This window comes from Arthrobacter sp. 10T44, assembly GCF_056393885.1.
Genome location: NZ_JBFTGT010000002.1, coordinates 25,647 through 51,202, shown reverse-complemented (window position 1 = coordinate 51,202; position 25,556 = coordinate 25,647). Strand labels below are relative to the sequence as shown.

Below are 25,556 nucleotides of genomic sequence, written 5' to 3'. Positions count from 1 at the left end.
GGCCCCAACGCACGCAACAAAAAATGCGGGCCGGGCACCTTTCCAGGTGCCCGGCCCGCCGTCGCAACCCCCGATCGCGGTCCGCTCGCGCGGCAGCGGCTGGAGGGCTGCAGCCTAGATGGCTGCCGCGCCGCGTTCACCGGTTCGGACGCGGACCGCCTCGAACACGTCCATCGTCCAGACCTTCCCGTCGCCGGCCCGGCCGGTGTTCGAGCTGGCGATGATGACGTCCAGGATGTCGTCCGCCTGTTCGTCGGTGGCCAGGACCTCGACCCGGATCTTGGGCAGCAGGTCCACGTTGTACTCGGCGCCGCGGTACACCTCGGTGTAGCCGCGCTGCCGGCCGTAGCCGCTGGCCGCGCTGACCGTGAGGCCCTGCACGCCGTAGGCCTCCAGGCCTTCCCTGATGGTGTCGAGCTTTTCCGGACGGACGATTGCGGTAATCAGTTTCATGCTTCCACGCTTTCCTTGCCAGCTGCGGACTTCTTGCCGTTCGACTTGACGTCCACGGCCTCGGCTGCCGGTACTTCAGCACTGTCGCCCAGCGACTTGCCGGTGATCAGTTCGTGCAGCGGCTGGAAGCTTCCGCCGTGGCCGCCGACGCCGAACTCGTAGGCAGTCTCGGCGTGCAGGCTCAGGTCCACACCCACGACTTCCTGCTCCTGGGACACCCGGAAGCCCATCAGCTTGTGGATCGGGAAGGCGATGATGAAGGTCATGATTGCGGTGAAGGCTACGGCGAGCAGCGCTGCGAGAACCTGCGCCACGAGCTGCGTCGTGCCGCCGCCGTAGAACAGACCCGCGGTGCCCTGGGCCGGGGTGGCCAGGAAGCCGATCGCCACGGTGCCGACGACACCCGAAACCAGGTGCACGCCGACGACGTCGAGCGAGTCGTCGTAGCCGAACTTGAACTTCAGGCCGACGGCGAGGGCCGAGGCCACACCGGCGACGACGCCCAGGGCGATCGCGCCGAGCGGGGAGACGTTGGCGCAGGCCGGGGTGATCGCGACCAGGCCGGCCACCACACCGGAAGCGGCGCCCAGGGAGGTCGGGTGGCCGTCGCGGAAGCGTTCGACAGCGAGCCAGCCGAGCATCGCGGCGGCCGGAGCAGCGAGGGTGTTGATCCAGATCAGGCCGGCCTGCTCAACCGTGGCGGCGGCACCGGCGTTGAAGCCGAACCAGCCGAACCAAAGGATTGCGGCGCCCAGCATGACGAACGGGACATTGTGGGGGCGGTGGTTCGGGTCCTTGCCGAAGCCCTTGCGGTTGCCAATGATCAGAACCAGGATGAGCCCGGCGACGCCGGCGTTGATGTGCACCACGGTTCCGCCGGCGAAGTCGATCACCGGGGCAAAAGTCTGGCCGAACCAGCCGTCCTTGGAGAAGAGGCCCCCGCCCCAGACCATGAAGGCCAGCGGCGCGTAGACGAGGGTGGCCCAGATGGGGGTGAAGATGACCCATGCGGAGAACTTGGCCCGGTCAGCGACCGCGCCGGAGATCAGTGCCACCGTGATGATGGCGAAGGTCGCCGCGTAGCCCACCTTGAGCAGGTCCGCCGGCTCCGTGAAGTTGTGCAACCCGAAGTGGCTGAAAGGGTTAGCGAAGATCTGGAAGAAGTTGTCGGTGTTGCTCGTAGCCATCGAAGCGCCCCACAGGACCCACATGATGCCAACGGTTCCAATGGCAACGAAGCTCATCATCATCATGTTCAAAGCCGACTTGGCGCGTGTCATGCCGCCATAGAAGAATGCCAGGCCCGGGGTCATGAACAGCACGAGGGCTGATGCGACCAGGAGCCAAACGAGACCTGCGGTGAGTTCCATGGTCTGCGTCCTCTCTTGCTCTTAGGTGCGGACTTGTCCGCCAGTCCAACGCATTTTTGCGTTCTAAGAAAAGTTTGCAGTTGCCGTGTTTCACCGGCTGAGGATTTACATTGCCGGGTTGTTACAAGAACCTCCCGGAAGTAAATGGTGCGTCTCGCGCTTGTTACGGTTATGTTTCACGCGTTCCATCACGCCCCTGCCTGCCCTTGGGCATCAGAAGCAGCACCGAAAGCAGCACCATGAGCAAAGCGTCCCGTTCCGCCAACGGAATCCGGCCCCCTGCCGGACTCCGCCGCCCCGGCGGCCCCCGCCTGCCCCGGGACATCAAGGTGATGCTGGTTGCCGCCTTCCTCATCGCGCTGGGCTTTGGCCTCGTCGCGCCGGTGCTCCCCCAGTTCGCCACCACTTTCGACGTCGGCGCCACAGCGGCGGCCGTGATTGTCAGTATCTTCGCGTTCATGCGGCTCGTCTTCGCTCCGGCCGGCGGGGCGCTGATCGTGCGGCTGGGCGAACGGCCGGTGTACGTGGCCGGGCTGCTGATCGTGGCGGCGTCCACGGCGGCCTGCGCCTTCGCCCAGGACTACTGGCAACTGCTGGTCTTCCGCGGACTGGGCGGCGTGGGATCGGTGATGTTCACGGTGGCGTCGATGGCCCTCGTGGTGCGGCTGGCGCCCCCGGAAAGCCGGGGGCGCGTCTCGGGTGCCTACGCCTCGGCCTTCCTGATCGGCAACGTGTGCGGCCCGATCGTCGGCGGGCTGCTGGCCAGCTTCGGACTTCGGGTGCCGTTCCTGGCCTACGCGGCCGCGCTGGTGCTCGCCGCCGCCGTCGTGCAGACCCAGCTCAGCCATGTCCCGGCAGGTTCCCGTGAGGCGGGTGCGGCGGCCCCGGCCATGCTGCTCCGGGAAGCGCTGAGGGACAGCGCCTACCGGGCCGGGCTGGCCTCCAGCTTCGCCAACGGCTGGGCCACCTTCGGCGTCCGGATGGCCACCGTGCCGCTTTTCGCCGTCGCGGCGCTCGGAGCGGGGTCCTCGTCCGCGGGCTGGGCGCTGGCCGTGTTCGCCGCCGGCAACGCCGCGGCGCTGACCTTTTCCGGGCGGCTCGCGGACAATCTGGGCCGGAAGCCGATGATGCTCGCCGGGCTCGTCGTCACCGGCCTCGCCACCGCCGCCATCGGCTTCACTCACGAGCTGCCCTGGTTCCTGCTGGCCTCGACCGTCGCCGGCATCGGGTCCGGCCTGCTCGGGCCCGCGCAGCAGGCGGCGATTGCCGACGTCGTGGGCAACGAGCGCTCCGGCGGCCGGGTGCTTGCCGTGTTCCAGATGACCGCGGACAGCGGCGCGATCGTGGGGCCCGTGATCGCGGGGCTGCTGGCGGACCGGCTGGGCTACGGCTGGGCGTTCGGCGTGACCGGCGGGGTGCTGCTCGCGGCGGCCGCGGGCTGGCTGCTGGCCCGGGAGACCTTCCAGCGCACCCCCGCCCGGGGCTAGCCGAGATGCCCCGGACCGACCACCCGGCACTCGATGCGGAACCAGTCTCCCGCAGACGCCGCCCTTCCCGAAAAATCACACGCCTCCTCGCGACAATTGCGGTCCTTGCCGCCGTCGCGCTCGTTGCCGGCATGCCCACCGTGTCGTCGAACCCCAGTGCGACATCGGAACCCAATGCGACGTCGGAAAAGGCCGAACCCACGCCCCGGGACAGCCCTCGGCAGCCTGCTCAGAAGGACAAGAGCACAGACGCCACCTTCTACAAGCAGATCCCGCCCCCGCCGGGCTCCCCCTTGATGAAAGTGGCTCCGCTGACGCTGGCGGTAACGGACGCGCCGGTCGGAACGAGGCTGAACAAGGGCACCGTCGGAATTTCCCTGGAAGCGACCGACCTCGCGGATCCCGCTTTGGGCGCGGAGAATGCCTCGATGGTGAAGCTCCTCAAAGGCTCGGACGGCACCGTCCTGCGGTTTGGAGGTAACTCCGTTGACCGTCGATTCTTCTGGACGTCCTCAGGCGAAGCACTGCCAAAGAACTACAAAGGAGACAAAGCCCACCCGGCCAAGGTAGTCACGCCGGCCGACCTGCAGCGGGTGGCGGCCCTCCTGAATGCGACCAATGCCAGGATCAGCCTCACGGTGGACCTGGGACACTACAACCCCCGGCGGGCAGCGGACATGATCAAGAACGCGTCCCGGATCTTCGGCCCGCGGCTGCTGAGCTTTACCGTCGGGAACGAACCGAACGGGTTTGCCGCCACGAAACTGCGGCCGGCCAGCTACGGCGTCGAGCAGTACGTCGCTCAGCTCAAAGCCTATGCAAAAGCCATACATGCGGTCGCCCCCGGCGTCACCATTTCGGGGCCCGGCGTCTACGACCAGAAATGGTGGAAGCCCTTTGTCGACGCCAAGCTGCCGCAGAAGAAAGTCCTGTCTTTCCACAACTACCGGCTCTCCAGCTGCAAGGACACGAAGTCTCCGGACTTCCCCACAATCTCCAACCTTCTGGGACGGCTCAACCGCCAGCGCGCCGCAACTTACCAGGAGAGTGCCCTTAAGGTGGCCAAAGCCGCCCGAATAGAGACCTGGCTCGCGGAGACGGGCATGTCAGCCTGCCCAGGGTCCAACCAGACCACCAAGACGCATGCGGCGGCGCTGTGGGCCGCGGACTACGCGCTCAATGCCGCCCGCCTGGGCGTCACCCGGCTGGGCTTCCACAGTTCCCTGTCGACCTGCAAGGGTGGGCCTCCCATGTCCGTTTTGTGCAGCGGCGGAACCTACCTCAAGCCCAACGGCCAGATGGTCCCTCGCGCGAACTACTTCGGGATGGCGATGGTCGCTGACCTGGCGCCAGGGAAGTTCCTGCAACTCGGGAGCAAGGGCGGAGGCTTGACCAACAGTTATGCACTGCGCAACGCGGACGGAAGCACCACTGTGGTCATCGTCAACGAAAACGACCCCGCGAAGTACGGCCAGACCGAAGTTTCGCTGAAGCTGCCCGGCCGTGCCCGACGCGGAACCATGACACAGCTCAGCGGGCCCCGCTTGAACGCGCAGGACAGCACGGTGATCGACGGGGCCAAGGATTCGCCGGTCCCGGCCGCCAAGCGTCTGACGGTGCCGGGCTTCGCCTACGGCTCGGCTACGCAGAAGTTAAAGCTGACGGCCGGCACCGTCACGGTGCTGAACTTCAGCTACTGACCGGACGCTACGGATTAACCCAAACTAGCTCGCACCAGTTGTCGTTTTGAGCGCTGAAAACGACAACAAGTGCGAGCTAGTTGGACTGCTGAGTTGCTAGTTCAGCAGCGCGTCCACGAAGCTTTCGGCGTCGAAGGGCGCCAGGTCGTCCGCGCCCTCGCCGAGGCCGATCAGTTTGACCGGCACCCCGAGCGACTTCTGGATCGCGACGACGATGCCGCCCTTGGCCGTGCCGTCCAGCTTGGTCAGCACGATGCCGGTGATGTTCACGACCTCGGCGAAGACGCGGGCCTGGTTCAGTCCGTTCTGGCCGGTGGTCGCGTCCAGGACCAGGAGCACCTCGTCCACCTCTGCGAGCTTTTCGATCACGCGCTTGACCTTGCCGAGCTCGTCCATCAGGCCGACCTTGTTCTGCAGCCGGCCCGCGGTGTCGATCATGACGACGTCGACTTCCTGGTCGATGCCGGCTTTGACCGCCTCGTAGGCGACGGACGCCGGGTCCGCCCCGTCGATGTCGGACTTGACCGTGGGGACGCCGACGCGCTGGCCCCAGGTGGCGAGCTGCTCAGCCGCGGCGGCACGGAAGGTGTCGGCGGCACCAAGCAGCACGTCCTTGTCCTCGGCAACAAGCACGCGGGCGAGCTTGCCGACCGTGGTGGTCTTACCCACGCCGTTGACGCCGACCACCATCATCACGGCGGGCTTGTCCGCGTGCCGCTCGACGTTCAGGCTGCGGTCCATCGTGGGGTCCACGAGCTTGATGAGTTCCTCGCGCAGCAGGGCCTTGACCTGCTCGGGCGAACGGGTACCGAGCACCTTGACACGTTCGCGGAGGGCGTCCACGAGCTGCATCGTCGGTTCCGTACCGAGGTCCGCCAGCAGCAGGGTCTCCTCGACCTCGTCCCAGACGTTTTCGTCGATTTTGTCCGCGGAGAGCAGGGCGAGCAGGCCCTTGCCGAGGATGTTGTTGGACTTGACCAGGCGTTCGCGCAGCCGGGTCAGGCGGCCTGCCACCGGCAGCGGGGTCTCGACCGGAACGGTCTCGAGACCCGCGACGTTGTCCGGCACCTCGACGGTTTCGAGGCCTTCGAGGTCGACGGCGTCCGGCGCCGTGGCCCCGCGGGGCGGAGCGGGACGGTCCTCCAGCAGCGTGCCGCCGCCGGTACCCTGCACGGGGTCGTTCGCGTCGCGCTGCGACGGGTAGTTGGTGATGTTCTTCCGGGTCTTCATGAGCACCGGAATCAGCGCACCGAGGACCACCAGGGCAACGAGGATGGGCAGGATGATGGGGAGGATGTCGTTCACTCCCCTAGCTTCTCACAAACCCCAAACGCCCCGGTTGCAGCCCCGGCTCCGTCCGGAGCAGGCCTTCAGGCGCCCGGACCTCAGACCTCGGCCCCCAGCCGCTGGCTGATCACGGTGGAGACGCCGTCGCCGCGCATCGTGACGCCGTAGAGTGCGTCCGCGACCTCCATGGTGCGTTTCTGGTGCGTGATGACGATCAGCTGGCTGGACTCGCGCAGTTCCTCGAAGATGGTGATCAGGCGGCCCAGGTTGGTGTCGTCCAGGGCGGCCTCCACCTCGTCCATGACGTAGAACGGCGAGGGCCGGGCCTTGAAGATCGCCACCAGCAGGGCCACCGCCGTCAGCGACCGTTCACCGCCGGACAGCAGGGAAAGCCGCTTGATCTTCTTGCCGGCGGGGCGCGCCTCCACCTCGATGCCGGTGGTGAGCATGTCCGAGGGGTCGGTCAGCACCAGCCGGCCTTCGCCGCCCGGGAATAGCCGGGCGAAGACGCGGACGAACTGCGCCGCGGTGTCCTCGAAGGCCTCGGCGAAGACCTTCTGCACGCGTTCGTCGACTTCCTTGATGATGTCCAGCAGGTCCTTGCGGCTGGACTTGAGGTCCTCCAGCTGCGTGCTCAGGAACTGGTGGCGCTCCTCGAGGGCCGCGAACTCCTCCAGCGCGAGCGGGTTGACCCGGCCCAGGGCGGAGAGGTCGCGTTCGGCCTTGCGGAGCCGCTTTTCCTGCTCCTCGCGGACGAAGGGTTTGCCGTCGACGATCTCGTGTCCGTCCTCGTCCACGGGGGCGCGGAGGGCCGCCCACTTGTCCGCCGACTCGCCGGCCGGCAGCGGTACGGGCTGGTCGGGGCCGAAGTCGGCGACCAGCTGGTCCGCGGTCAGTCCGAGTTCCTCGACGCTGCGCAGCTCAAGGGCTTCGATCCGCAGGCGCTGCTGCGCGCGGGCCAGTTCGTCCCGGTGCACAGAGTCGGTCAGCTCAGCCAGTTCACGGGCGAGGGCGTCGTTGCCGGCGCGGACCGCGGACAGTTCACGCTCCATATGCTCGCGGCGCTCCTCGGCGCGGTCGCGTTCGCGGCGGGCCAGTTCCACCGACACGTCGATGAAGCCGATCACTCGCCCGACGGCTGCGGCCACGGCTGCGGCGCGGCCGGCCTGGAGCCGGCGGCGGCGGGCCCGTTCGGCGGCCTCCTCGCGGGCGCGGCGTTCGGTGGCGGCGGCCCGTTCCAGCGACGCGGCCCGGTTGCGGAGGGCGGTCAGTTGCTCCTCCGCGCTGCGCAGCGTGAGGCGGGCCTCCATTTCAGCCGCGCGGGCCGCGGACGCCGCGAGGGCGAGGGCATCGCGGTGTTCCGGCGAGGGCTCGTCCTCGGTGGGTGCCTCCTGGGCCGCGGCCAGCCGGGCGGCGACAGCTTCCAGCGACTCCTGCTCCGCCTGGATGTTCGCCTCCGCCCGGGCCAGCGACGCGGCGAGGCGTTCGCTTTCCCCGACGGCGCTGCGCAGCACCGAGTTCAGGTGGCCCAGCCGTTCGGCCACGGCGGCCAGCCGGGCGTCCGAGTCGTGCAGCTTTTCAAGGGCGGCGTCGGCGCGGTCCTGGGCGGCGGCGCGGCGGGATTCGGCGGCGGCCAGGGCGAAGCGGTTGCGTTCCAGCCCGGCCGCCACGCCGGCGAGCCGGGCGGCGGCGTCGTCGACGGCGGCCTGGACTTCCAGCAGCGACGGCGCCGTGGCGGAGCCGCCGCTGACGCTCAGTGCAGTGAACACGTCCCCGGTGCGGGTCACCGCAGTCAGTTCCGGCCGGGCGGCTATGAGCCGGGCCGCGGCGTCGAGGTCCTCGACGACAGCGGTGCCTTCGAGCAACTGTCCCAGCGGCAGGCCGGTGCCGCCGTCGGAGCCGCCGGCCGGGCTGACGAGTCCGGCGGCCCAGCGGGCCCCCGCGGGCAGTTCTCCCTCCGGGGCTTTCGCGGCTGTCCCGGATCCGTCGGCGAGCAGCAGTGCGGCGCGGCCGGCGTCGTCGTCCTTCAGCAGCTGCACGGCCGCGGCGGCCGCGGCGGCGTCGCGGACAACGACGGCGTCGGAGCAGCTGCCCAGCGCGGCGGCGATGGCGGCCTCGTAGCCGGTCTCCACGCTCAGCATGCCCGCGAGCGGACCCAGCACGCCGGGCAGCCCCGCGGCAACCACATGTTCGGAGCCGTCCTTGCGGTTCAGGCCAAGCTGCAGGGCGTCCCGGCGGGCCACGAGGGCGTCGCGTTCCCGCTCGCCTTCGCGTTCGGCGGCCTTGAGGGCGTCGATTTCGGCTACGACGGCGTCGAGGGCGTCGCTTGCGGCTTCGTATTCGGCGTCGAGGGTTTCCTCGCCGTCCTCGACGCCGGCCACCTGGGATTCGAGGGCGGTGAACTCGCTTTGGGCGAGGCGGCGCCGTTCCTCACCGGACTTCTGCGATTCCCTCAGCCGGCCGAGTTCGGCCTGGGCGGATTCGACCCGGGACCTCGCGGCACCCACCTGGCCGGCGAGCCGGGCAAGGCCCTCGCGGCGGTCGGCGGCGGCCCGGAGCAGGGTGGCGAGGCGTTTGTCCTCCGCCGCGGCTGCGCTTTCGGCGTCCTGCTTGGCGGCGGTGGCGGCGTCGAGGGCGGTTCGCTGCTCGACAATCTGCTCTTCAAGCCCGGCCTGTTCCGCGCGGACCCGGGCTGCCTGCTTGTCGAGTTGCTCGGGGTCGCGGCCGGTGTCCGGGGCCGCATCGGAGGTCCCGAGCAAGCGGCGGCGTTCCTCGGCGAGCGATCCGAGGGAGCGCAGCCGTTCGCGTCCGGAGGAGAGCTGGTACCAGTTGTCCCGGGCGGCGTTGAGCTTTGGCGTGGCCTCTGCGGCGAGCTGCTCCAAGCCGGCCTGGCGCTGGCGGCCGCTTTCGAGTTCCCGTTCGACGACGCCGCGGCGGGCCTTCAGCGCGCTCTCATCCGCGACGTCCTGGGCCAGCACCGACTGCAGCTGGACCAGGTCGTCGGCCAGGAGCCGGGAGCGGGCGTCGCGGACCTCGAACTGGACGGTCTGGGCGCGGCGGGCCACCTCGGCCTGCTTGCCCAGCGGGGTGAGCTGGCGCCGGATTTCCCCGGTGAGGTCGCTGAGCCGGGCGAGATTGGCCTGCATGGCTTCGAGTTTGCGGACCGTCTTTTCCTTGCGGCGGCGGTGCTTGAGGATGCCGGCGGCCTCCTCGATGAAGCCGCGCCGGTCCTCCGGAGTGGCGTGCAGGACCTTGTCCAGCTGCCCCTGCCCGACGATGACGTGCATCTCACGGCCCAGGCCGGAGTCGGAGAGCAGTTCCTGGATGTCCAGCAGCCGGCAGCTTGCGCCGTTGATGGCATATTCCGAGCCGCCGGTGCGGAACAGCGTGCGGGAGATCGTGACTTCGCTGTAGTCGATCGGCAGCGCGCCGTCGCTGTTGTCGATGGTCAGCGAGACGTGGGCGCGCCCCAGCGGCGGCCGGCCGGAGGTTCCGGCGAAAATGACGTCTTCCATCTTGCCGCCGCGGAGCGTCTTGGCCCCTTGTTCGCCCATCACCCAGGACAGTGCGTCGACCACGTTGGACTTGCCCGAGCCGTTGGGTCCGACCACGGCGGTGACGCCGGGTTCGAATTCAAACGTCGTCGCGGAGGCGAACGACTTGAATCCGCGGACGGTCAGGCTTTTGAGATGCAAGGTGTTTCGGGTCTCCTGTATGGCGGACGCGGGGGTGTTTCCTGCCCTAAATCTACTGGCACCACAACGAATTCAGCGGATTTACGCTGCCTTCCGGGTTACCAGCGTCCGTTCCGCGGCCGCGGCTGGCAGACCGGGCAGGTGTAGGAGGAGCGGTTCATGAACTGTTCGCGCTTCATCAGGCTCACGATGCCCGCCTCCGCGCAGCGCCGGCATTCCCGGCCCTCGCGGCCGTAGGCGTTCAGGGACCGCTCGAAGTAGCCGGAGGCGCCGTTGACGTTGACGTAGAGCGAATCGAAGCTGGTTCCGCCGGCGGCGAGGGCGTCCGTCATGACCTGCCGGGCCGCGTCGAGCACCCGCAGCGCCTCGGACCGGCGGAGGGTATCCGTGGGCCGGGCGTAGTGCAATTTGGCCAGCCAGAGCGCCTCGTCCGCGTAGATGTTGCCGATCCCGGAAACCAGCGCCTGGTCCAGGAGCGCCCGCTTGAGGCCGGTCTTGCGTGCCCGGATCCGCCGGTAGAAGACGTCGAAGGAAAAGTGCGGGTCCAGCGGGTCCCGGGCAATGTGCGAGGCTTCCTCGGCGATCAGTGGCAACGGCGTCTCCGCGAGGCCGCCGGGACCGCCGTCGGGCGTCGGGATCAGCGCGGTGAGGAACAGCCCGCCGAAGATGCGCTGGTCCACGAAGCGCAGCTGTTCGGGCATGCCTGCTGCGGGACTGAGCCTCAGCCGGATCTTCAGGTGCTTCTCGTCCGCGACGGCGGCCTCCTGCATCAGGAGCTGCCCGGACATGCCCAGGTGGGCCATCAGCGCGACGGCGGGGGCAGGCCCTGCAGCCGCGCCTTCGCTGCCCGGGGCCGCACTGCCGGCACCCGCGGGGGTGTCCGCCAGCGGCAGCCACAGGAACTTTCCGCGACGGACGACGTCGAGTACCCGGGCACCTTCAAGGTTTCCGGCAAAGTCCTCGACGCCAAGCGCGTGCCGGCGGATGGAGCGCGGATCCAGCACCTCCACGGAAATGATGGTCCGGCCGCGCACCCAGTTCACCAGGCCGCGCCGGACCACCTCGACCTCGGGCAGTTCAGGCAAGGGTGGCGCCTAGCTGCCGGTCTGGGTCTTGAACGGCGCGGCGTCGGCCGGTGCCTCGGCCGGCGCGTCCGAGGCCTCGGCCTGAGCGGCGTCCGCGGTCCGGGCGGGAGCGGGGGCGGAGAGCCGGCGCCAGGCGTCAGCGGCTGCTTCCTGTTCGGCTTCCTTCTTGGAATTTCCCGAGCCGGTGCCGTAGTCGTTGCCACCGATCCGCAGCACGGCCTGGAAGGACCGCGCATGGTCCGGGCCGGAGCCCTCCACGGCATAGTTGATCGTGCCTAGCTGCCGGCTGGCCGCGAGCTCCTGGATGCTGGTCTTCCAGTCCGTGCCGGCGCCCAGCGCGGCAGCGTCCTGGAGCAGCGGGCCGACCAGCCGCATGACGAGCTGGCGCGCGGTCTCCAGGTCGTTGGACAGGTAGGTGGCGCCGATCAGCGCCTCCATGGTGTCCGCCAGGATGGAGGCCTTGTTCTTGCCCTCGGTGAGCTTCTCGCCCTGGCCCAGGTAGATGTACTCCCCCAGCCCGATGCTGCGGCCGATGCCGGCCAGCGCCCGGGTGCTGACGACGGCGGAACGGCGCTTGGCCAGGTCACCTTCGGGCAGCTCGGGGTTGTCGCGGTACAGCGCATCTGTGACGGAGAAGCCCAGGATGGAGTCGCCGAGGAACTCGAGCCGTTCGTTGGTGGGGATCCCGCCGTTTTCGTAGGCGTAGGAACGGTGTGTCAGAGCAAGACGAAGCGTCCCGGCGTCAATAGAGACACCGAGACGCTTCAGAAGCTCTTCAGTTGAAGACATCTTAGTCAGCCTGTTGGCGGATTAGACGTCTGCGACCTTGCGGCCCTTGTACTCAAGGAACAGCGCGGTGCCAGCCGAGTCGGTAACGACCTTTGCCTGGTGCGGCAGGCTGTAAACAACCTGTCCGTTTTCCACGGTCTTCACCAGGTGGGGGGCAGTTGCCTTCCACTGGGAGCGGCGGGCGCGGGTATTCGAGCGAGACATTTTCCGCTTCGGGACAGCCACGGCTAACTCATTTCTCTCTAGTCCAACACTTACAAATCAGTTTTGCCGGTCAGGCTTAGCCAGATCAGCTAGGGCAGCCCAGCGAGGATCTACGACCTCGTGGTGGTGCCCCGGCTCGTCTTCCAGGCGAACTCCGCATTCGGAGCAAAGGCCCTGGCAGTCTTCCCGGCACACCGGCTGGAACGGCAGCATAGTGACAACTGCGTCCCGCAACACCGGCTCAAGATCGATCAGATCGTGCTCGACTCGACGTTGCTCTTGTTCGTCTTCTTCGTCCGGGAATTCAGCATCCCCGTAGAAGAAAAGTTCTTGCACATTGACCTCAAGGTCATACGCAAGGGGATCCAGGCATCGACCGCATTCGCCGGTTACTTCGACGTTTGCGGTGCCCGATACCAGAATTCCTTCGTGTACGGCCTCCAAGCGCAGATCCAACTCGACGTCCGAGCCTTCCTGCACACCAATGAGCGCCACACCAAGGTCACTTGGTGCGGGTACATGTTCCGTCAGTGTCCGCATGCTTCCCGGACTGCGTCCGAGGTCCTTGACGTCGAACGCCAGGGGCGAACTAGCATCTCGCTTAATGAGAACTCCTGTTGAACATATGACCGACGTACCATCTTAGCCTGATCTTCCGGACGGACTCAAACCGGGCGGCAGCGCGCGGAACAGCTCCGCACACGAGGCCCGGTCAGGGCCGCGCAACCGGCAGCAGGCCGCCGATTACCGATCAAGCTTACCCTCTGCGGGGCGGATCCTGGACCGGCTCGCCGGACCTCAGCCGTTTCAGCACGGACTTCGGCACGAAGTCCGCGACGTCGCCGCCGAGGGTGAAGACTTCCTTGATCAGCGTGGAGGACAGGTGCAGGTAGTGACCCTCGGCCGGAATGAACACGGTCTCCACGCCGGTCAGCTGCCGGTTCATGGTCGCCATCGGCAGCTCGTAGTCGAAGTCCGAGGAGGAGCGCAGGCCCTTCACGATCGCATTGGCTCCGCGCTGCCGGCAGTACTCGGCGAGCAGCCCCTCCCCCACGGGTTCCACCACGATCCCGCGCAGCGAGGCCAGGGTTTCCCGGGCCATGTCGAGCCGCTCCTCGAGCCCGAAACGGTATTTCTTGGCGTAGTTGGTGGATACGGCCACGATGACCTCGTCGAAGAGGCTGGCCGCCCGGGCTATGACTTCCAGGTGGCCGTTGTGAATAGGGTCAAAGGAGCCAGGGCATACGGCGCGTCTCATGCTCCGAACCTACCGCATGGGCCTTGCGGGCCGGGATAGCATGGCGGAATGTCAGCATCTAAGAGTTCCCCCGCCGAGCCCACGCCTGAACCGTTCACCGTTGCCGGCGGGGTCGTCCTCGTGACCGGAGCCGCCATGGGCATGGGGCGGCTCTACGCCCTTCGCGCCGCCCGGGAGGGGGCCGGCGTCGTCATTCTCTGGGACGTCGACGCCGACGGACTGGCCAGCACCGCCGCCGAGGTCACGGCGCTTGGCGCGCGCGCCGTCGTCCGCCGGGTTGACCTGGCCAGCCGGGAGGCGATCGCGGAGGCCGCCGCGGAGACGCAGTCCGAAGGCCCGCTGACGCTGTTGGTCAACAACGCCGGGATCGTGCGAGGCGCCCTGTTCTGGGACCACGAACCGGCCCGCGACATCGCCCTGACCATGGACATCAATGCCCTCGCCCCGATGTATGTCACCCACGCCTTCCTCCCGGCCATGATGGCCGACGCCGGCCGGCCGCGCCGGATCCTGAACATCGCCTCCGCCGCGGGCACCGTGTCCAACCCGCGGATGAGCGTCTATGCCGCCTCCAAGTGGGCGGTCATCGGCTGGAGCGACTCGCTGCGGCTGGAGCTCGAACAGCAGGGCTACGGCCACCTCAAGGTGACCACGTTCTGCCCCAGCTACATCTCCACCGGCATGTTCGCCGGCGCCCGCGGCCCGCTCTTCACCCCGCTGATGACCCCGGACGACGCCGTCAACCGCGCCTGGCGCGCCACCGTGGCCGGCCAGCCACAGCTGATCGCCCCGGCGACGGCGCAGCTCGGCAAGGTGCTGCGCGGGGTGCTGCCGGTCCGGGCCTGGGACTTCGTCGGCGGGAAGATCTTCGGCATTTACACCACCATGGACAAGTTCACCGGCCGCACGGCCAGTGCCTCCAACGGCGCCGGCGACGGTGCCGGTGAAAACCCCAGCCAGGCGGGAACCCGGTGAGCGCGCAGCCGCTGGCCCCCTGGCAGCGTGCGGCGACCGGCGCCAACCTGCTCTCCCCCGGCGGGGACCTGGGCGTCACCATCTTCGAGGAGATGACCACGCTGGCGCTCAGGACCGGTGCCATCAACCTCGGCCAGGGTTTCCCGGATGAGGACGGCCCGGCGGAGATCAAGGACGCGGCCCAGGCCGCGATCGCCGCGGGCGCCAACCAGTACGCCCCCGGCAAGGGCATCCTTGAGCTGCGCGAGGCCATCTCCCTGCACCAGGAACGGTTCTACGGGCTGACCCCGGATCCGCAGACGGAAATCATCGTCACCACCGGCGCCACGGAAGCCATCGCCGCAGCCCTCCTTGCCCTGGTCGGGCCCGGCGACGAGGTCATCACCTTTGAACCGTTCTATGACTCCTACGGCGCCATCATCGGGCTCTCCGGCGCCACCCACGTCACCGCCCCGCTGCTGGCTCCCGATTTCATGCCCGACCTCGACGCCCTGGCCGCGGCCTTCAGCGACCGCACCAAGGTGGTGCTGGTCAACAACCCGCACAACCCCACCGGCGCGGTCTTCCCGCGCGAAGTGCTGGAACGCGTCGTCGAGCTCGCCATCAAGCACGACGCCGTCATCATCACCGACGAGGTCTACGAGCACCTCACCTTCGACGTCGCGCACCTGCCGATCGCCACGCTGCCCGGCGCGGCCGACCGCACCCTGACCATTTCGTCCGCCGGAAAGACGTTCTCCTTCACCGGCTGGAAGATCGGCTGGCTCAGCGGCCCGGAACACCTTGTTGCCGCGGCCCGGACGGTCAAGCAGTTCCTGAGCTACAGTTCCGGCACCCCGTTCCAGAGCGCCATTGCGGTCGGCCTGGGCCTGCCGGATGAGTTCTACGCCGGCATCGCCGACACCCTGCGGCTCAAGCGGGACATCCTCAGCGAAGGCCTGCGTGCGGCGGGGCTGGAGGTCTTCACCCCGCAGGGCACCTATTTCGTGAACGTGGACACCGCCCCGCTGGGGATTTCCGATTCGGTGGACCTCGCCCGCCGGCTGCCGGAACTGGTGGGCGTTGCCGCCATCCCGGTCCCGGTCTTCTGCCACGCCGAGGGAGCCGAGCGGACCCGGAGCCTGCTCCGCTTCGCGTTCTGCAAGAAGACCTATGTGCTGGAGGAAGCGGCCGAGCGGCTCTCCACGCTCCGGGACAGGCTGTGAGCACAGAGGGCACCCCTGCGGCCACGCGGTTCCTGCGGACCACCGGCCAGCACGCTGTGATCGAGGCCGACGAATTCACCGAGGGCGGGTTCGTGCTGAGCATCGGCGGGGCCGAACAGTCCCACGTCAACCTGGCCGACCCCGGCGATATTTTCTACGAGTACCTGCGCCGGATCGGCCACGTGGTGGACCTCGCGGCGCCGTGGGGCGAACCCATCACCGCCCTCCATCTGGGCGCCGGGGCGCTGACGCTGGCGCGTTATATCCAGGCGACCCGTCCAGGTTCCGTGCAGTACGCCGTGGAGCTGGAGCGGGAATTGCTGGACTTCGTGCTGCAGCAGCTGCCAATGCCCGACGGGACCGAACTGCACACCGTCATCGGCGACGCCCGCGAATCCCTGGCGACGCTGCCCGCGGAACTGCGCTTCGACGTCGTGATCCTGGACATCTTCTCCGGTCCGGAGGCACCCGAACACATCGCCTGCACCGGGTTCTACCGGGAAGCCGCCGCCAGGCTGAGCCCGCGTGGCGTACTGATCGTCAATGTCGGCGACGAGCCGGGCCTGACACTGGTCCGCAGCCAGGTCGCGGCGCTGCGCCGGGCGATGGCCGATGTGTCCGCGTTCGCAGAGACCGGCATGTTCGCCGGCCGGCACCCTGGGAATATCATCCTGACCGGCACCCAGGGACCATGGCCCGAGGTCTGGACCGCGGCGCTGACAGCCCGCGGCCCGCACCCGGCCAAGGTGCTTTCCGGCGTCGAGCTGGACGTCCTCTCGGACTAGTCCACGGCCCGGGGCGGCGGTAGGGAACTCAGCTGAACGCGATCTTCCGCAGCAGGACCCGAAGCTGATCCCGTTCCGGACCGTCGAGCGATGCCAGGGACGCATCTTCAGCCACCCGGACGGCCGCTGCCGCACGCTGATGCAGCTCCGCGCCGGCTGCCGTCGCGCGGATGACCTTGGACCGCCGGTCGCGTGGGTCGGGCGCGCGGAAGACGAGCCCGCGCTGTTCCAGGGCGTCAACCAGGGAGACAATCTGGCTCGGGTCCAAGCGCAGGAAATCGGCGAGCTCGCGCTGCGACGGCTCGGTGTCGCTGCAGGCCATCGCCAGGACCGAGTAGGACCGCACCTTCAGATCCAGCGAGGCGAGCATGGCATTGGCGTGCGCGCTGCCCAGGGCTCGCGCCCGCGCTGCCAGGAATTCAATTTCGTCCACCAGATCGCTGGCGAGAAAGCGGTCGGGGACGGCCGGAATCGCGGCGCCTTCAAACAAATCCTCGCCGTGCTGGGTTGATTCGGCCACAGATCCTCGCAGCTTCTGGTTGGCGCCTCGGAACGCTTGACAGCGTCAACGATACCGCCGCCGGCCCGCACCCTGGAAAATAGTTGAGAAAATTATCATTGACTTTGTCAATTATATGGGTTGTCATTTATGTAGCTTCGGGGCCGGCCGCCGGGTGGTCTGCCCGGCAAGTGTCCCGACCGCCTAATAACTCACCCCAAGGAAGTGGACTGTTATGAAGAGACTCACATTTGCCGCCGTCGGAGTTGCCGCGGCGTTGCTGCTCACCGGTTGCGGCGCCGGGTCGCCGTCCGGGTCGGCCTCGAACTCCTCGGCCGCCGGTGGTGGTGGTGTCCGCAACATCACTGTGGGTGTGATCTCGATTGCGCCGTCTGCCGCTGTGCAGTTGGGCATCGACGAGGGGATCTTTGCCAAGCACAAGCTCAAGGTCGAGTTGCAGAGCGGGCAGGGCGGGGCGGCAATGCTCCCCGCCGTCTCCACCGGAACCATGAACTTCTCCGTGGGAAACCCGCTGTCCGTGCTCCTGGCCAAGAACAAGGGCCTGGACATGAAGATCGTCTCCGGGTACTCAAACTCGCTCCCCACCGGGGATGACATCAACGGCGTCGTCGCCAAGGCGGGCTCGGGCATCACCTCGGCCAAGGACTTGGTCGGCAAGAAGGTCGCAGTCAACACCCTCAATGCGCAGGGAGACCTGACCATCAAGGAGGTCGTGTCCAAGCAGGGCGGCGACCCGAACGCGGTCCAGTTCCTCGAACTGCCCTTCCAGGACATGGGTGCCCAGCTCGCCAAGGGGAACGCCGACGCCGTCTGGGTTCCCGAACCGTTCCTCTCCAAGCTGCTGGCGGAAGGCAACAAGCTGGTGACGTACAACAACCAGGCGGCGCTGCCGGGTCTTCCCACCATGGTCACCTTCACCAGCGGCGGCTATGCCCAGCAGAATCCGCAGGTGGTTGCCGACTTCAAGGCGGCCATGACGGAGACCCTGGCCCTGGCGCAGAGCAACCCGGACAAGGTCCGGGCACTGCTGCCTGCGTTCATGAAGATGCCGGAGGCCGTGGCCAAGAAGCTGCGGCTGGAGGAATTCAACGGCAAGCTCGATGAACCCACCCTGGGCAAACTGGGCGAGCTGATGGCCAAGTACGGAATTGTGCCCTCGACGCCGGATGTCTCGGGCACGATCCTGAAATAGCGGCTCTCGCCACACCGGACGAGGACGACGGCGGAAGGTTCCGCCGTCGTCCTCAGACAGTCTGCGGGACTACTCCGCCACTTCCGCTGCCCCGGCCTCCGCGGGCTCCACGCCGGGCTCGGCGAACCAGAGCCGGGTTTCGCCGTACTTCTTCTCCGCGAACCGCTCCAGGCCGTCCGGCCAGGTCGGTTCCGGGGTGCGGGCGGAGCGTTCCACCACGACGACGGCGCCCTCGGCCAGGTGCGGCAGCAGCTTGGCCAGGACGGCGGCCAGTGCGACCTCGTCCAGCGGGTAGGGCGGGTCCAGGAACACCAGGTCCCAGCGGGTCCCCTCGGCGGCCCGGTCCAGGAACGATTCCACTTTGGACCGGTGCACGGCAACGACCTTGCGCCGCGCCACGGTGTTGACCAGGTCCGCGTTGCGCTGGCAGACCTCGCTGGCCTTGCCGTCGAATTCCACCAGGTCCACGGTCAGGGCGCCGCGGCTGGCGCTTTCCACGCCGAGTGAACCGGAACCCGCGTAGAGGTCCAGCACCCGCGCGTCCGCGATGACCTCGAAGGCGTCCAGCCGGGAGAAGAGGGCCTCCTTCACCCGGTCCGTGGTGGGGCGGGTCAGGGATCCGGGGACGCTCACCAGCGGCGTGCCGCCGGCGGCTCCGGCGATGATCCGGCTCATGGTTTAGCTGCGCCCGACGGTTTAGGCGTGCCTGGTGTTCTAGCCGCGTTCAAGGAACGCCTCCTTTTCAGGGTTGAGGTAGTCGTCGATGGCCGCAGCGAGGCCGGCGTGGCGGGCCAGGTCCGGGTCAGCGCCCACGATCGCCTGGGCGTCCTGCCGGGCCCGGGCGATCACGTCCTCGTGTTCCAGCACCCGCAGCAGCTTCAACGTCGAGCGGCCGCCGGACTGGGAGGCGCCGAGGATGTCGCCTTCGCGGCGGAGCTTCAGGTCCTCCTGCGAGAGTTCGAAGCCGTCGGTGGTCGCCGCCACGGCATCCAGCCGGCGCCGGCTGGGGTGTCCCGGTTCCAGGGTGGTGACCAGCAGGCAGGTGCCCGGCAGCCCGCCGCGGCCTACCCGGCCGCGCAGTTGGTGCAGCTGCGAAATGCCGAACCGGTCGGCATCCAGGATCACCATGAGCGTGGCGTTGTGCACGTCCACGCCGACTTCGATCACCGTGGTGGAGACCAGCAGCTTGGTCTGGTTGGCCGTGAACGAGGCCATGGTCTCCGACTTCAGCACGGGGTCCTGCCGGCCGTGCAGGGGCGCCACGGGCACGCCGGCCAGTGACTGTTCGTCCCGCAGCTGTTCGATGACGCCGGTCACCGAGGCGAGCTCCCGGGCGCCGGTCTCCGCCAGGTCGGCGTCGGTGGGTTCGGCCTCGCCCGGGGTGAAGTCGCCGTCGTCGTCGGTGCCGATCTTGGGGCAGACGACGTAGACCTGGTGGCCGGCGTCGATCTCTTCGCGCGCGCGGGACCAGATCCGGGTGGCCCAGGCCGGGTGCTCGGCAAGGCCCACCACGTGGGTGGAGATCGGGGCGCGGCCTGCCGGCAGTTCGTCCAGCACCGAGGTCTCCAGGTCGCCGAACACCGTCATCGCCACGGTGCGCGGGATGGGGGTGGCGGTCATGACCAGCAGGTGGGGCGGTTTGCTGGCCTTGGACCGGAGCGCGTCCCGCTGTTCGACGCCGAAGCGGTGCTGTTCGTCCACCACGATCAGTCCGAGGTCGTAGAAGGAGACGTTTTCACTGAGCAGGGCGTGGGTGCCGATCACGATCCCGGCGGTCCCGGAGGCGGCGTCCAGCATGGCCTGTTTCCGTGCTGCGGTGGGCATGGAGCCGGTCAGCAGGGTGACCTGGACGGAATCCGGACCCAGGCCGCCCAGCAGCCCGTCCCGGGAGAGCGGTCCGAGGGTGCGCCGGATGGAGTCGAAGTGCTGCGCCGCGAGCACCTCGGTGGGGGCCAGCAGCGCGGCCTGTCCCCCGGCGTCAACCACCTGCAGCATGGCGCGCAGGGCCACGATCGTCTTGCCCGAGCCCACCTCGCCCTGCAGCAGTCGGTTCATCGGCGAGTCCAGTGCCAGTTCCTCGGAGAGGGTCTTGCCGACGGCGGCCTGGCCAGCGGTCAGGGTGAAGGGCAGTTGCCGGTCGAACGCCGCCAGCAGGCCGTCGGCGGCGGGACGGCGCGCCGTTGCCTCCTCCGCTGCGAGCTGGGCGCGGCGCCGGGCCAGGGCGGACTGCAGCACCAAGGCTTCCTGGTAGCGGAAACGGTCCCGGGCACGCTGCCAGTCCGCGGGGGTCTGCGGGGCATGGATCAGCCGGTAGGCGTCCGCGACGGGCAGGAACTTCTCCCGGGACGCGATCTCGTCGGGAAGCGGGTCCTCGAGGCTGTCCAGCTCGAGCGTGTCCAGCAGTGTGGAGATGACCTTCTGGATGGACCAGCTGGTCAGCTTGGCGGTGGCCGGGTACACGGGGATGGGCATCGCGGCGAGCTTTTCCGGGTCCATCCCGGGCGTGTCCGGATCCTCGTCGAGGAGCAGGAAGTCGGGGTTGGTGAGGCCGAGCGATCCGCCGTAGCGGGTGACCTTGCCGGAGAACATGGCGCGCCGGCCCGGCTGGAGCTCGGCCTTGGCCCGGAAGCCGTTGAAGAAGCTCACCTTGAGGGTGCCGGGAAGGCCGGTAGCCTGGGAACCGGCGTCGTCGGTAATCACGACGTCGGTCAGCGAACCCCGGCGGGCGCGCATGGGCCGGGTGCTGTTGGATATGACCCGCGCAATCAGGGTCACCTCCTCGTCCAGCGGGACCTCGCTGATCGGGGTCAGCTCGCCGCGGCTCAGGTAGCGGCGCGGGAAGTAGTTCAGCAGGCCGCCGACGGTGGTGATGCCGAGGTGTTTTTCGATGACGGCCGCGGACCGTTTACCGATCCGGCGTTCCAGGCCCAGTTCAAGTTCAGCGTTCATGTCCGTCGAGGTCCGTGGTGCGGGGGCCGGCGTCGGGAACTGCTTCCAAGGGAAGGTCATCCGGGTTACGCGGCAGGGCCAGCTCACTGACGTTGATGTCCGAGGGTTCGCCGAGCGAACGGATCAGGGCGACGGCGGGCGCGGGGTCGGGCACGTGGACGTGGACCCGCCACCGGTAGGCGCCTTCTTCGTTGGCTTCGCCGCCCACCTGGCTCATGATCACGGACTCGCCCATCTCGTCGAGCCGCTGCCGCATGGTGGCCGCGTCAAGCGGCGAGAGCGTGATGGTGCACATAACTTCCACGCCGTCGTCCCGCGGCATGTCCACGTGGATGTGCGGGGCCTGGACGTCATAGCCGTGCAGCCCGTCGAGCAGCTGGTCCTGCAGCTCCTCGCCGAGCACGGCGGAGCGAAGGCAGTCCAGGATCAGGAGCATCCCGACACCGCCGGCGTCCACCACGTGGGCGGTATGCAGGGCCTCGAGCTGGTCCTCGGTGTGCACCACGGCGGCCAGGGCGGCCTCGACGGCGGCGTCGAGCGCCAGGCCCAGGGTGTGGTTGCTGTCGTCTCCGTCGTGCTCGGCGTCGACGGCGGCAGCGGCGCGGGCTGCCGCTTCCATGACGGAGAGCATGGTGCCGGGCACCGGGTCGCTCAGCGCGGACCAGGCCCGGATCTGGGCCCGGTTCAGGGCGGTGGCGAGCAGGGGTGAACTGAGCCGGGGGTGCCCGGCCAGCGGTTCCGCGGCGGCGCACAGGAAGACGGCGAAGAGCGTGCCGGAGTTGCCGCGCGCTTGCTCCATGGCGGCCTGGCCGGCTTTGGCCAGGACGGCCCCGACGTCGTTCTGGGTCGGGTTGGGCGGGCCCACCACGTGCAGCGCCGCGTCGGCGTCCAGCTGCGGCAGGGCGGCGGTGTCGGTGACGACATCCTGGAGCGCCCGGGCGGCGGCGCGGACCGTGAGGTAGAGGTTGGTGCCGGTGTCGCCGTCGGCTACCGGAAAGATGTTGATGGCGTTCAGGCGGTCGCTGTGGTTTCCAAGCGTTGTTTCCGCCTTGCCCAACCACCGCTTCATCGCTTGCGCGTTGGCGGCAATCTTAGTCTGCAAAGTGATCCCATCCCACAGTGTCAGCGGGCCTGCCCGCTATGGTGACGCCTGTGCTGTCCGTTGGTGCAGAGGCCTCCACCGAGCCTATCGCAGTGAAACCGTGAGGCAGCTGAACGCCGGCCGGGAAGGCTGCGAGCAGGCCGTGGTCCTCGCCACCGCCAAGGACCCAGTCCATCGGCTCCGCGCCCAGCAGGGAGGCGGCCGGTTGCAGCGGCACGCCGAGCTCCTTGAGGGCCACTGGGTCCAGGTCCAGCACGGCGTGGCTGGCCGCGGCCATCCGCGCGCCGTCCCGGACCAGGCCGTCGGAAATATCCATCAGGGCGGTGGCGCCGGCCTCCCGGGCCAGCGGCCCTGCCGCGAGCGGCGGCCGGGGGCGGCATTGGGTGTCCATCAGGGTGCGCTGTTCCGAGGTCAGGGCGTCCACGGGGGTACCGGATTCCAGCAGCGCCAGGCCGGCCGCAGCGTATCCGGCGGTGCCTGCGAGCGCCAGGGTGTCCCCTGGACGGGCGCCGGAGCGCAGTACCGGGGCCTGGCCGTCCAGCGTGCCGAGGATGGCTACGCTGACGGCGAGTTCGCGTCCGCGGCCGAGGTCCCCGCCGGCCACGGCGCAGTCCGGTGCGCCCAGCTCGCGAATCCCGGAGCTCATCCCGTCGGCGAAGTCCTCCACCCAGGACACAAGGGTGTCCGGGGGCATGGTCAGGCTGACCACCATCGAGGTGGCCCGGGCGCCCATGGCGTTGATGTCACTGAGGTTCTGGGCCGCGGCCTTCCAGCCGACGTCGTAGCCGGTGGTCCGGTAGCCGTTGTTCCATTCCAACCGGAAATCCTGGTCCACCACCTGCGTGTCGATGCTCACCACCGTGCGGCCGTCCGGCGCCGCCACGATCGCGGCGTCGTCGCCCGGCCCCAGCAGGAGGGCACTGCTGTCCCCGCCGTGGAGCCGCGGAAAGATCCGGGCAAGGAGTTCGGACTCTGAGAGTTCACCCACGGTAAGGGACTCCGGGTTTTGGGGCACGGGCTGCAGCGTTTCAGGCACAGCCCTACGCTACCGCGCAGGGGTGACAACGGCGGCGGGACGGCTGGAACCCGCGGGCCACGCGGCGGTTGCGTGCATGTTTCGTGGTTGCAAAGCCCCATGCCAAACTCATAGGCATGCCTCGACCGATGCCCAGCGTGCCGCCCGCTCTGGTGCAGGCCCTTGGCTTCACTATTGGGGCGGTCATTCTGTGGCTGATCATCTCGGTCCAGCTCTTCGTCAATGTTGATCCGCTCAGTGTCCACCGCACCGACGCCGTCATCGTCCTCGGCGGAGCCAGTGCAGAGCGGCTGCCGGCGGCACAGAAGTTCCAGCGGCAACTGGGCATCCCCGTGCTGGTGCTTTCCCACACGGACACCCCCGGCAACAAAGCGGCCGACGAGCTGTGCAACACGGCACAATTCCCCAGCCCGGACCTCATCTGTTTCCGCCCCGGCGACTACGACACCCGGGGCGAAGCTGAGGCCATCGGCAAGCTCGTGTCCCTCAACGGCTGGAAGTCCATCACGGTGATGACGTCCAGCTACCACCTCGCCAGGGCGGGCCGCCTGATGGAGCAGTGCACGACGGCGGACGTGCAGATGGTTGCCTCGCATCCGGACTTCTCGCCCGGACAGTGGTTGCGGCGCTTTGTTATCGAAACCGGCGGACTGCTGGATGTGTCGCTCCGGCCGGAATGCTCCCCCGCCGCTCAGTGATGTAAGAATTGGGGATGCCCTATGGACGCCGTCCGTCGGAGCCTGACAGACGGAGCGAGGAGAATTGACGTTGGAGCGTGACACCGAGCAGACTCCGCCTCTGGTTGCCGCGCCCAGGCACCTCCGCCGCCGGCGCTTTCGCGAGGACGTACCCGACCCGCTGCTGGTTCCGGACGCGGTGCCGTTCGCTCTGACGCGAGCGGCGCCTTCGACGACCGAGCGCACCGCCAAGGGTCCCAGTTCTCGCGAATCCGTTCACGGCCGTAAGCGCATGGTCGCATTGCTGGTCGTTATCACTGTCTCTTTGAGCATCCCTCTTCTGGTGGTCGTGCTTATTTTCGCGAGCTGACGCCAGCGTCTCGGCGCCAGCTACCCATGCTTCTCGAATCGAGACAGCACCTGCTTTGAGTGGGCCACCGCCCCTAATCACACGACCGTAGATTGGACTATCCGCCGAGCAGGCGGCTAGTCACGGTACCTTGGTCCTTTGGTGTGATGGCCGTGGAAGCGGACCCCTAAGTCGATTCACTCGTACGGCTGCTTGTCCCGTAGTATTCACTGGTCCGCGGTCTATATATCCTTGGGGGAACCACTGTGCCCACTATCATGCCAATCTTCGGCACCCGCCCTGAAGCCATCAAAATGGCCCCTATCGTTTTAGCCTTGCAGCAATCAGAGCGCCTCGACTGTGTGGTCACGGTAACCGGTCAGCACCGGGAAATGCTGGATCAAGTCAACGACCTCTTCGGGATCGCCCCCGATCATGATCTAAATATCCTCCAGCAGCGCCAATCGCTCTCTGCCATCATGACCCGGACCGTCGACGGTCTCGACAAGCTTTTCGCCGCCGACAAGCCCGACGCGGTCATTGTGCAGGGGGACACGACCACGTCCACTGCCGGCGCAATTGCTGCCTTTTACCACGGAATTCCCGTCGTGCACGTTGAAGCTGGACTTCGCAGTGGCGACCTCTTCTCTCCGTTCCCGGAGGAAGCCAACCGTAAGATGACAAGTCAGATCGCCAGCCTTCACCTCGCCCCGACGAGCGTGAGCAAGTCCAACCTTATTGCCGAGGGTATCGATGCAGCGGACATAGTTATTACCGGCAACTCCGTCATAGATGCCCTCCTCACGACAGTGGGCAAGAAGGTCCCATTCACGGATCCGCAGCTCGAAGAACTGGCCGACAGCGGCAAAACTATCCTCCTCGTCACTACGCACAGGCGTGAGAACCAAGGCGGCGCAATGCAGGGGGTGGGGCGGGCCCTAGCCCGAATTGCCGAGGCCGAACCGAACCTTGTGATTGTCCTGCCCGCCCACAAGAATCCGGTGGTACGCGAGGCGGTGCTCCCAGCACTCGAAGGCAAACCGAATGTCATAGTGACCGAACCCCTTGCCTACGGTGAATTCACTCGCTTGCTTTCTCTCGCCCACATTGTTCTGACGGATTCCGGCGGAGTGCAGGAAGAAGCTCCCAGCCTGGGCAAACCTGTCCTCGTTATGCGGGACAACACCGAACGCCCCGAGGCCGTCGATGCGGGTACCGTAACTCTCATCGGCACCGATGAAGGACGAATTGTTCGCGAGGTCGACAGACTGCTCCACGACCAAGAGCACTACGACTCCATGGCCAATGCTGTAAATCCATACGGGGACGGCATGGCCGCAGAACGAACGGTCGCTGCGATCGAAGCCATGCTCGGACTCGGACACCGCATTCCCGAGTTTGAACCGCGGGAGCTCGCAGCAACGTAATGGAGCACCAG

The 25,556-nt window shown here is 67.9% G+C and carries 23 protein-coding genes; 9 read left to right on the top strand and 14 right to left on the bottom strand.

All coding sequences use genetic code 11. The features are described 5' to 3' along the window. Nucleotides 1-114: 114 nt before the first annotated feature. The gene (locus tag AC1DBL_RS04715; RefSeq protein ID WP_175320845.1) at nt 115-453 is read right to left on the bottom strand and encodes a P-II family nitrogen regulator; all 339 of its coding nucleotides are present in this window, start codon (nt 451-453) and stop codon (nt 115-117) included. Further along, a complete protein-coding gene (locus AC1DBL_RS04710; RefSeq protein ID WP_441417503.1) occupies nt 450-1,823 on the bottom strand; it encodes an ammonium transporter in 1,374 nt (457 codons plus the stop codon). Before AC1DBL_RS04710 ends, AC1DBL_RS04715 begins: the two co-directional genes overlap by 4 nt. 239 nt (nt 1,824-2,062) lie before the next feature. On the opposite strand from AC1DBL_RS04710, the gene AC1DBL_RS04705 reads away from it, so the two are divergent. Next, nucleotides 2,063-3,310, top strand: coding sequence for an MFS transporter (locus AC1DBL_RS04705; protein ID WP_476908672.1), 1,248 nt, complete (start codon nt 2,063-2,065; stop codon nt 3,308-3,310). 296 nt (nt 3,311-3,606) lie between these two features. After that, entirely contained in the window at nt 3,607-5,010 is a 1,404-nt protein-coding gene (locus AC1DBL_RS04700) for a hypothetical protein (protein ID WP_476925577.1), read from the top strand. 96 nt (nt 5,011-5,106) lie between these two features. Here AC1DBL_RS04700 and ftsY read toward each other — a convergent pair whose 3' ends face one another. The 7 genes from ftsY to coaD all read right to left on the bottom strand — a co-directional run bounded on the left by ftsY (nt 5,107) and on the right by coaD (nt 13,328). Beyond that, entirely contained in the window at nt 5,107-6,315 is a 1,209-nt protein-coding gene (gene ftsY / locus AC1DBL_RS04695) for a signal recognition particle-docking protein FtsY (RefSeq protein WP_441417500.1), read from the bottom strand. Nucleotides 6,316-6,395: 80 nt separating this feature from the next. Then, nucleotides 6,396-9,992, bottom strand: coding sequence for a chromosome segregation protein SMC (gene smc, locus AC1DBL_RS04690; RefSeq protein ID WP_476925576.1), 3,597 nt, complete (start codon nt 9,990-9,992; stop codon nt 6,396-6,398). 98 nt (nt 9,993-10,090) lie between these two features. Continuing rightward, entirely contained in the window at nt 10,091-11,077 is a 987-nt protein-coding gene (gene mutM, locus AC1DBL_RS04685) for a bifunctional DNA-formamidopyrimidine glycosylase/DNA-(apurinic or apyrimidinic site) lyase (protein ID WP_476925575.1), read from the bottom strand. A 9-nt stretch (nt 11,078-11,086) separates the two neighbouring features. Then, entirely contained in the window at nt 11,087-11,866 is a 780-nt protein-coding gene (gene rnc / locus AC1DBL_RS04680) for a ribonuclease III (RefSeq protein ID WP_476925574.1), read from the bottom strand. A 21-nt stretch (nt 11,867-11,887) separates the two neighbouring features. Then, nucleotides 11,888-12,091 carry a 50S ribosomal protein L32 gene (rpmF, locus tag AC1DBL_RS04675; protein ID WP_056738282.1) on the bottom strand — a complete coding sequence of 68 codons (204 nt, stop codon included), beginning with the start codon at nt 12,089-12,091 and terminating at the stop codon, nt 11,888-11,890. A gap of 36 nt (nt 12,092-12,127) precedes the next feature. Then, complete coding sequence (locus AC1DBL_RS04670; protein WP_146337283.1) at nt 12,128-12,652, bottom strand: YceD family protein; 525 nt, start codon at nt 12,650-12,652, stop codon at nt 12,128-12,130. Nucleotides 12,653-12,827: 175 nt separating this feature from the next. Then, nucleotides 12,828-13,328 carry a pantetheine-phosphate adenylyltransferase gene (gene coaD, locus AC1DBL_RS04665; protein WP_441417496.1) on the bottom strand — a complete coding sequence of 167 codons (501 nt, stop codon included), beginning with the start codon at nt 13,326-13,328 and terminating at the stop codon, nt 12,828-12,830. A gap of 48 nt (nt 13,329-13,376) precedes the next feature. Between coaD and AC1DBL_RS04660 the strand changes: the two genes are divergently transcribed. From AC1DBL_RS04660 to AC1DBL_RS04650, 3 genes are read left to right on the top strand one after another with little or no spacing between them, the layout of a single operon-like run. Further along, the gene (locus AC1DBL_RS04660) at nt 13,377-14,303 is read left to right on the top strand and encodes an SDR family NAD(P)-dependent oxidoreductase (protein ID WP_476925573.1); all 927 of its coding nucleotides are present in this window, start codon (nt 13,377-13,379) and stop codon (nt 14,301-14,303) included. Continuing rightward, nucleotides 14,300-15,508, top strand: a complete 1,209-nt coding sequence (locus AC1DBL_RS04655; protein ID WP_476925572.1) for an aminotransferase class I/II-fold pyridoxal phosphate-dependent enzyme — start codon at nt 14,300-14,302, stop codon at nt 15,506-15,508. Before AC1DBL_RS04660 ends, AC1DBL_RS04655 begins: the two co-directional genes overlap by 4 nt. Next, nucleotides 15,505-16,293: a spermidine synthase gene (locus AC1DBL_RS04650; protein WP_476925571.1), complete on the top strand. Its 789-nt coding sequence runs from the start codon at nt 15,505-15,507 to the stop codon at nt 16,291-16,293. The genes AC1DBL_RS04655 and AC1DBL_RS04650 overlap by 4 nt, the downstream gene beginning before the upstream one ends. A gap of 28 nt (nt 16,294-16,321) precedes the next feature. Here AC1DBL_RS04650 and AC1DBL_RS04645 read toward each other — a convergent pair whose 3' ends face one another. Beyond that, on the bottom strand, nt 16,322-16,813 hold the full coding sequence (locus AC1DBL_RS04645; RefSeq protein ID WP_476908665.1) for a MarR family winged helix-turn-helix transcriptional regulator: 492 nt from the start codon (nt 16,811-16,813) through the stop codon (nt 16,322-16,324). A gap of 214 nt (nt 16,814-17,027) precedes the next feature. Between AC1DBL_RS04645 and AC1DBL_RS04640 the strand changes: the two genes are divergently transcribed. Continuing rightward, nucleotides 17,028-18,005, top strand: coding sequence for an ABC transporter substrate-binding protein (locus tag AC1DBL_RS04640; protein WP_476925570.1), 978 nt, complete (start codon nt 17,028-17,030; stop codon nt 18,003-18,005). 69 nt (nt 18,006-18,074) lie between these two features. Here the strand turns inward: AC1DBL_RS04640 and rsmD are convergent, their stop codons facing one another. Genes rsmD through AC1DBL_RS04620 form a run of 4 tightly spaced genes read right to left on the bottom strand, consistent with a single transcriptional unit; the run spans nt 18,075 to nt 23,071 of the window. Then, nucleotides 18,075-18,680: a 16S rRNA (guanine(966)-N(2))-methyltransferase RsmD gene (gene rsmD / locus AC1DBL_RS04635; protein ID WP_441417490.1), complete on the bottom strand. Its 606-nt coding sequence runs from the start codon at nt 18,678-18,680 to the stop codon at nt 18,075-18,077. A 39-nt stretch (nt 18,681-18,719) separates the two neighbouring features. Beyond that, nucleotides 18,720-20,954, bottom strand: coding sequence for an ATP-dependent DNA helicase RecG (locus AC1DBL_RS04630; protein WP_476925569.1), 2,235 nt, complete (start codon nt 20,952-20,954; stop codon nt 18,720-18,722). Beyond that, a complete protein-coding gene (locus AC1DBL_RS04625) occupies nt 20,944-22,023 on the bottom strand; it encodes a DAK2 domain-containing protein (RefSeq protein WP_476925717.1) in 1,080 nt (359 codons plus the stop codon). The genes AC1DBL_RS04630 and AC1DBL_RS04625 overlap by 11 nt, the downstream gene beginning before the upstream one ends. A gap of 22 nt (nt 22,024-22,045) precedes the next feature. Continuing rightward, a complete protein-coding gene (locus AC1DBL_RS04620; protein WP_476925716.1) occupies nt 22,046-23,071 on the bottom strand; it encodes a thiamine-phosphate kinase in 1,026 nt (341 codons plus the stop codon). A gap of 137 nt (nt 23,072-23,208) precedes the next feature. Here AC1DBL_RS04620 and AC1DBL_RS04615 point away from each other — a divergent pair, with 137 nt between their 5' ends. The 3 genes from AC1DBL_RS04615 (at nt 23,209) to wecB (ending at nt 25,545) form a co-directional block, all read left to right on the top strand. After that, the gene (locus tag AC1DBL_RS04615; RefSeq protein ID WP_476925568.1) at nt 23,209-23,790 is read left to right on the top strand and encodes a YdcF family protein; all 582 of its coding nucleotides are present in this window, start codon (nt 23,209-23,211) and stop codon (nt 23,788-23,790) included. A gap of 70 nt (nt 23,791-23,860) precedes the next feature. Next, entirely contained in the window at nt 23,861-24,139 is a 279-nt protein-coding gene (locus AC1DBL_RS04610) for a hypothetical protein (protein ID WP_476925567.1), read from the top strand. Nucleotides 24,140-24,396: 257 nt separating this feature from the next. Continuing rightward, nucleotides 24,397-25,545 carry a non-hydrolyzing UDP-N-acetylglucosamine 2-epimerase gene (gene wecB / locus AC1DBL_RS04605; protein WP_476925566.1) on the top strand — a complete coding sequence of 383 codons (1,149 nt, stop codon included), beginning with the start codon at nt 24,397-24,399 and terminating at the stop codon, nt 25,543-25,545. Nucleotides 25,546-25,556 lie beyond the last annotated feature (11 nt).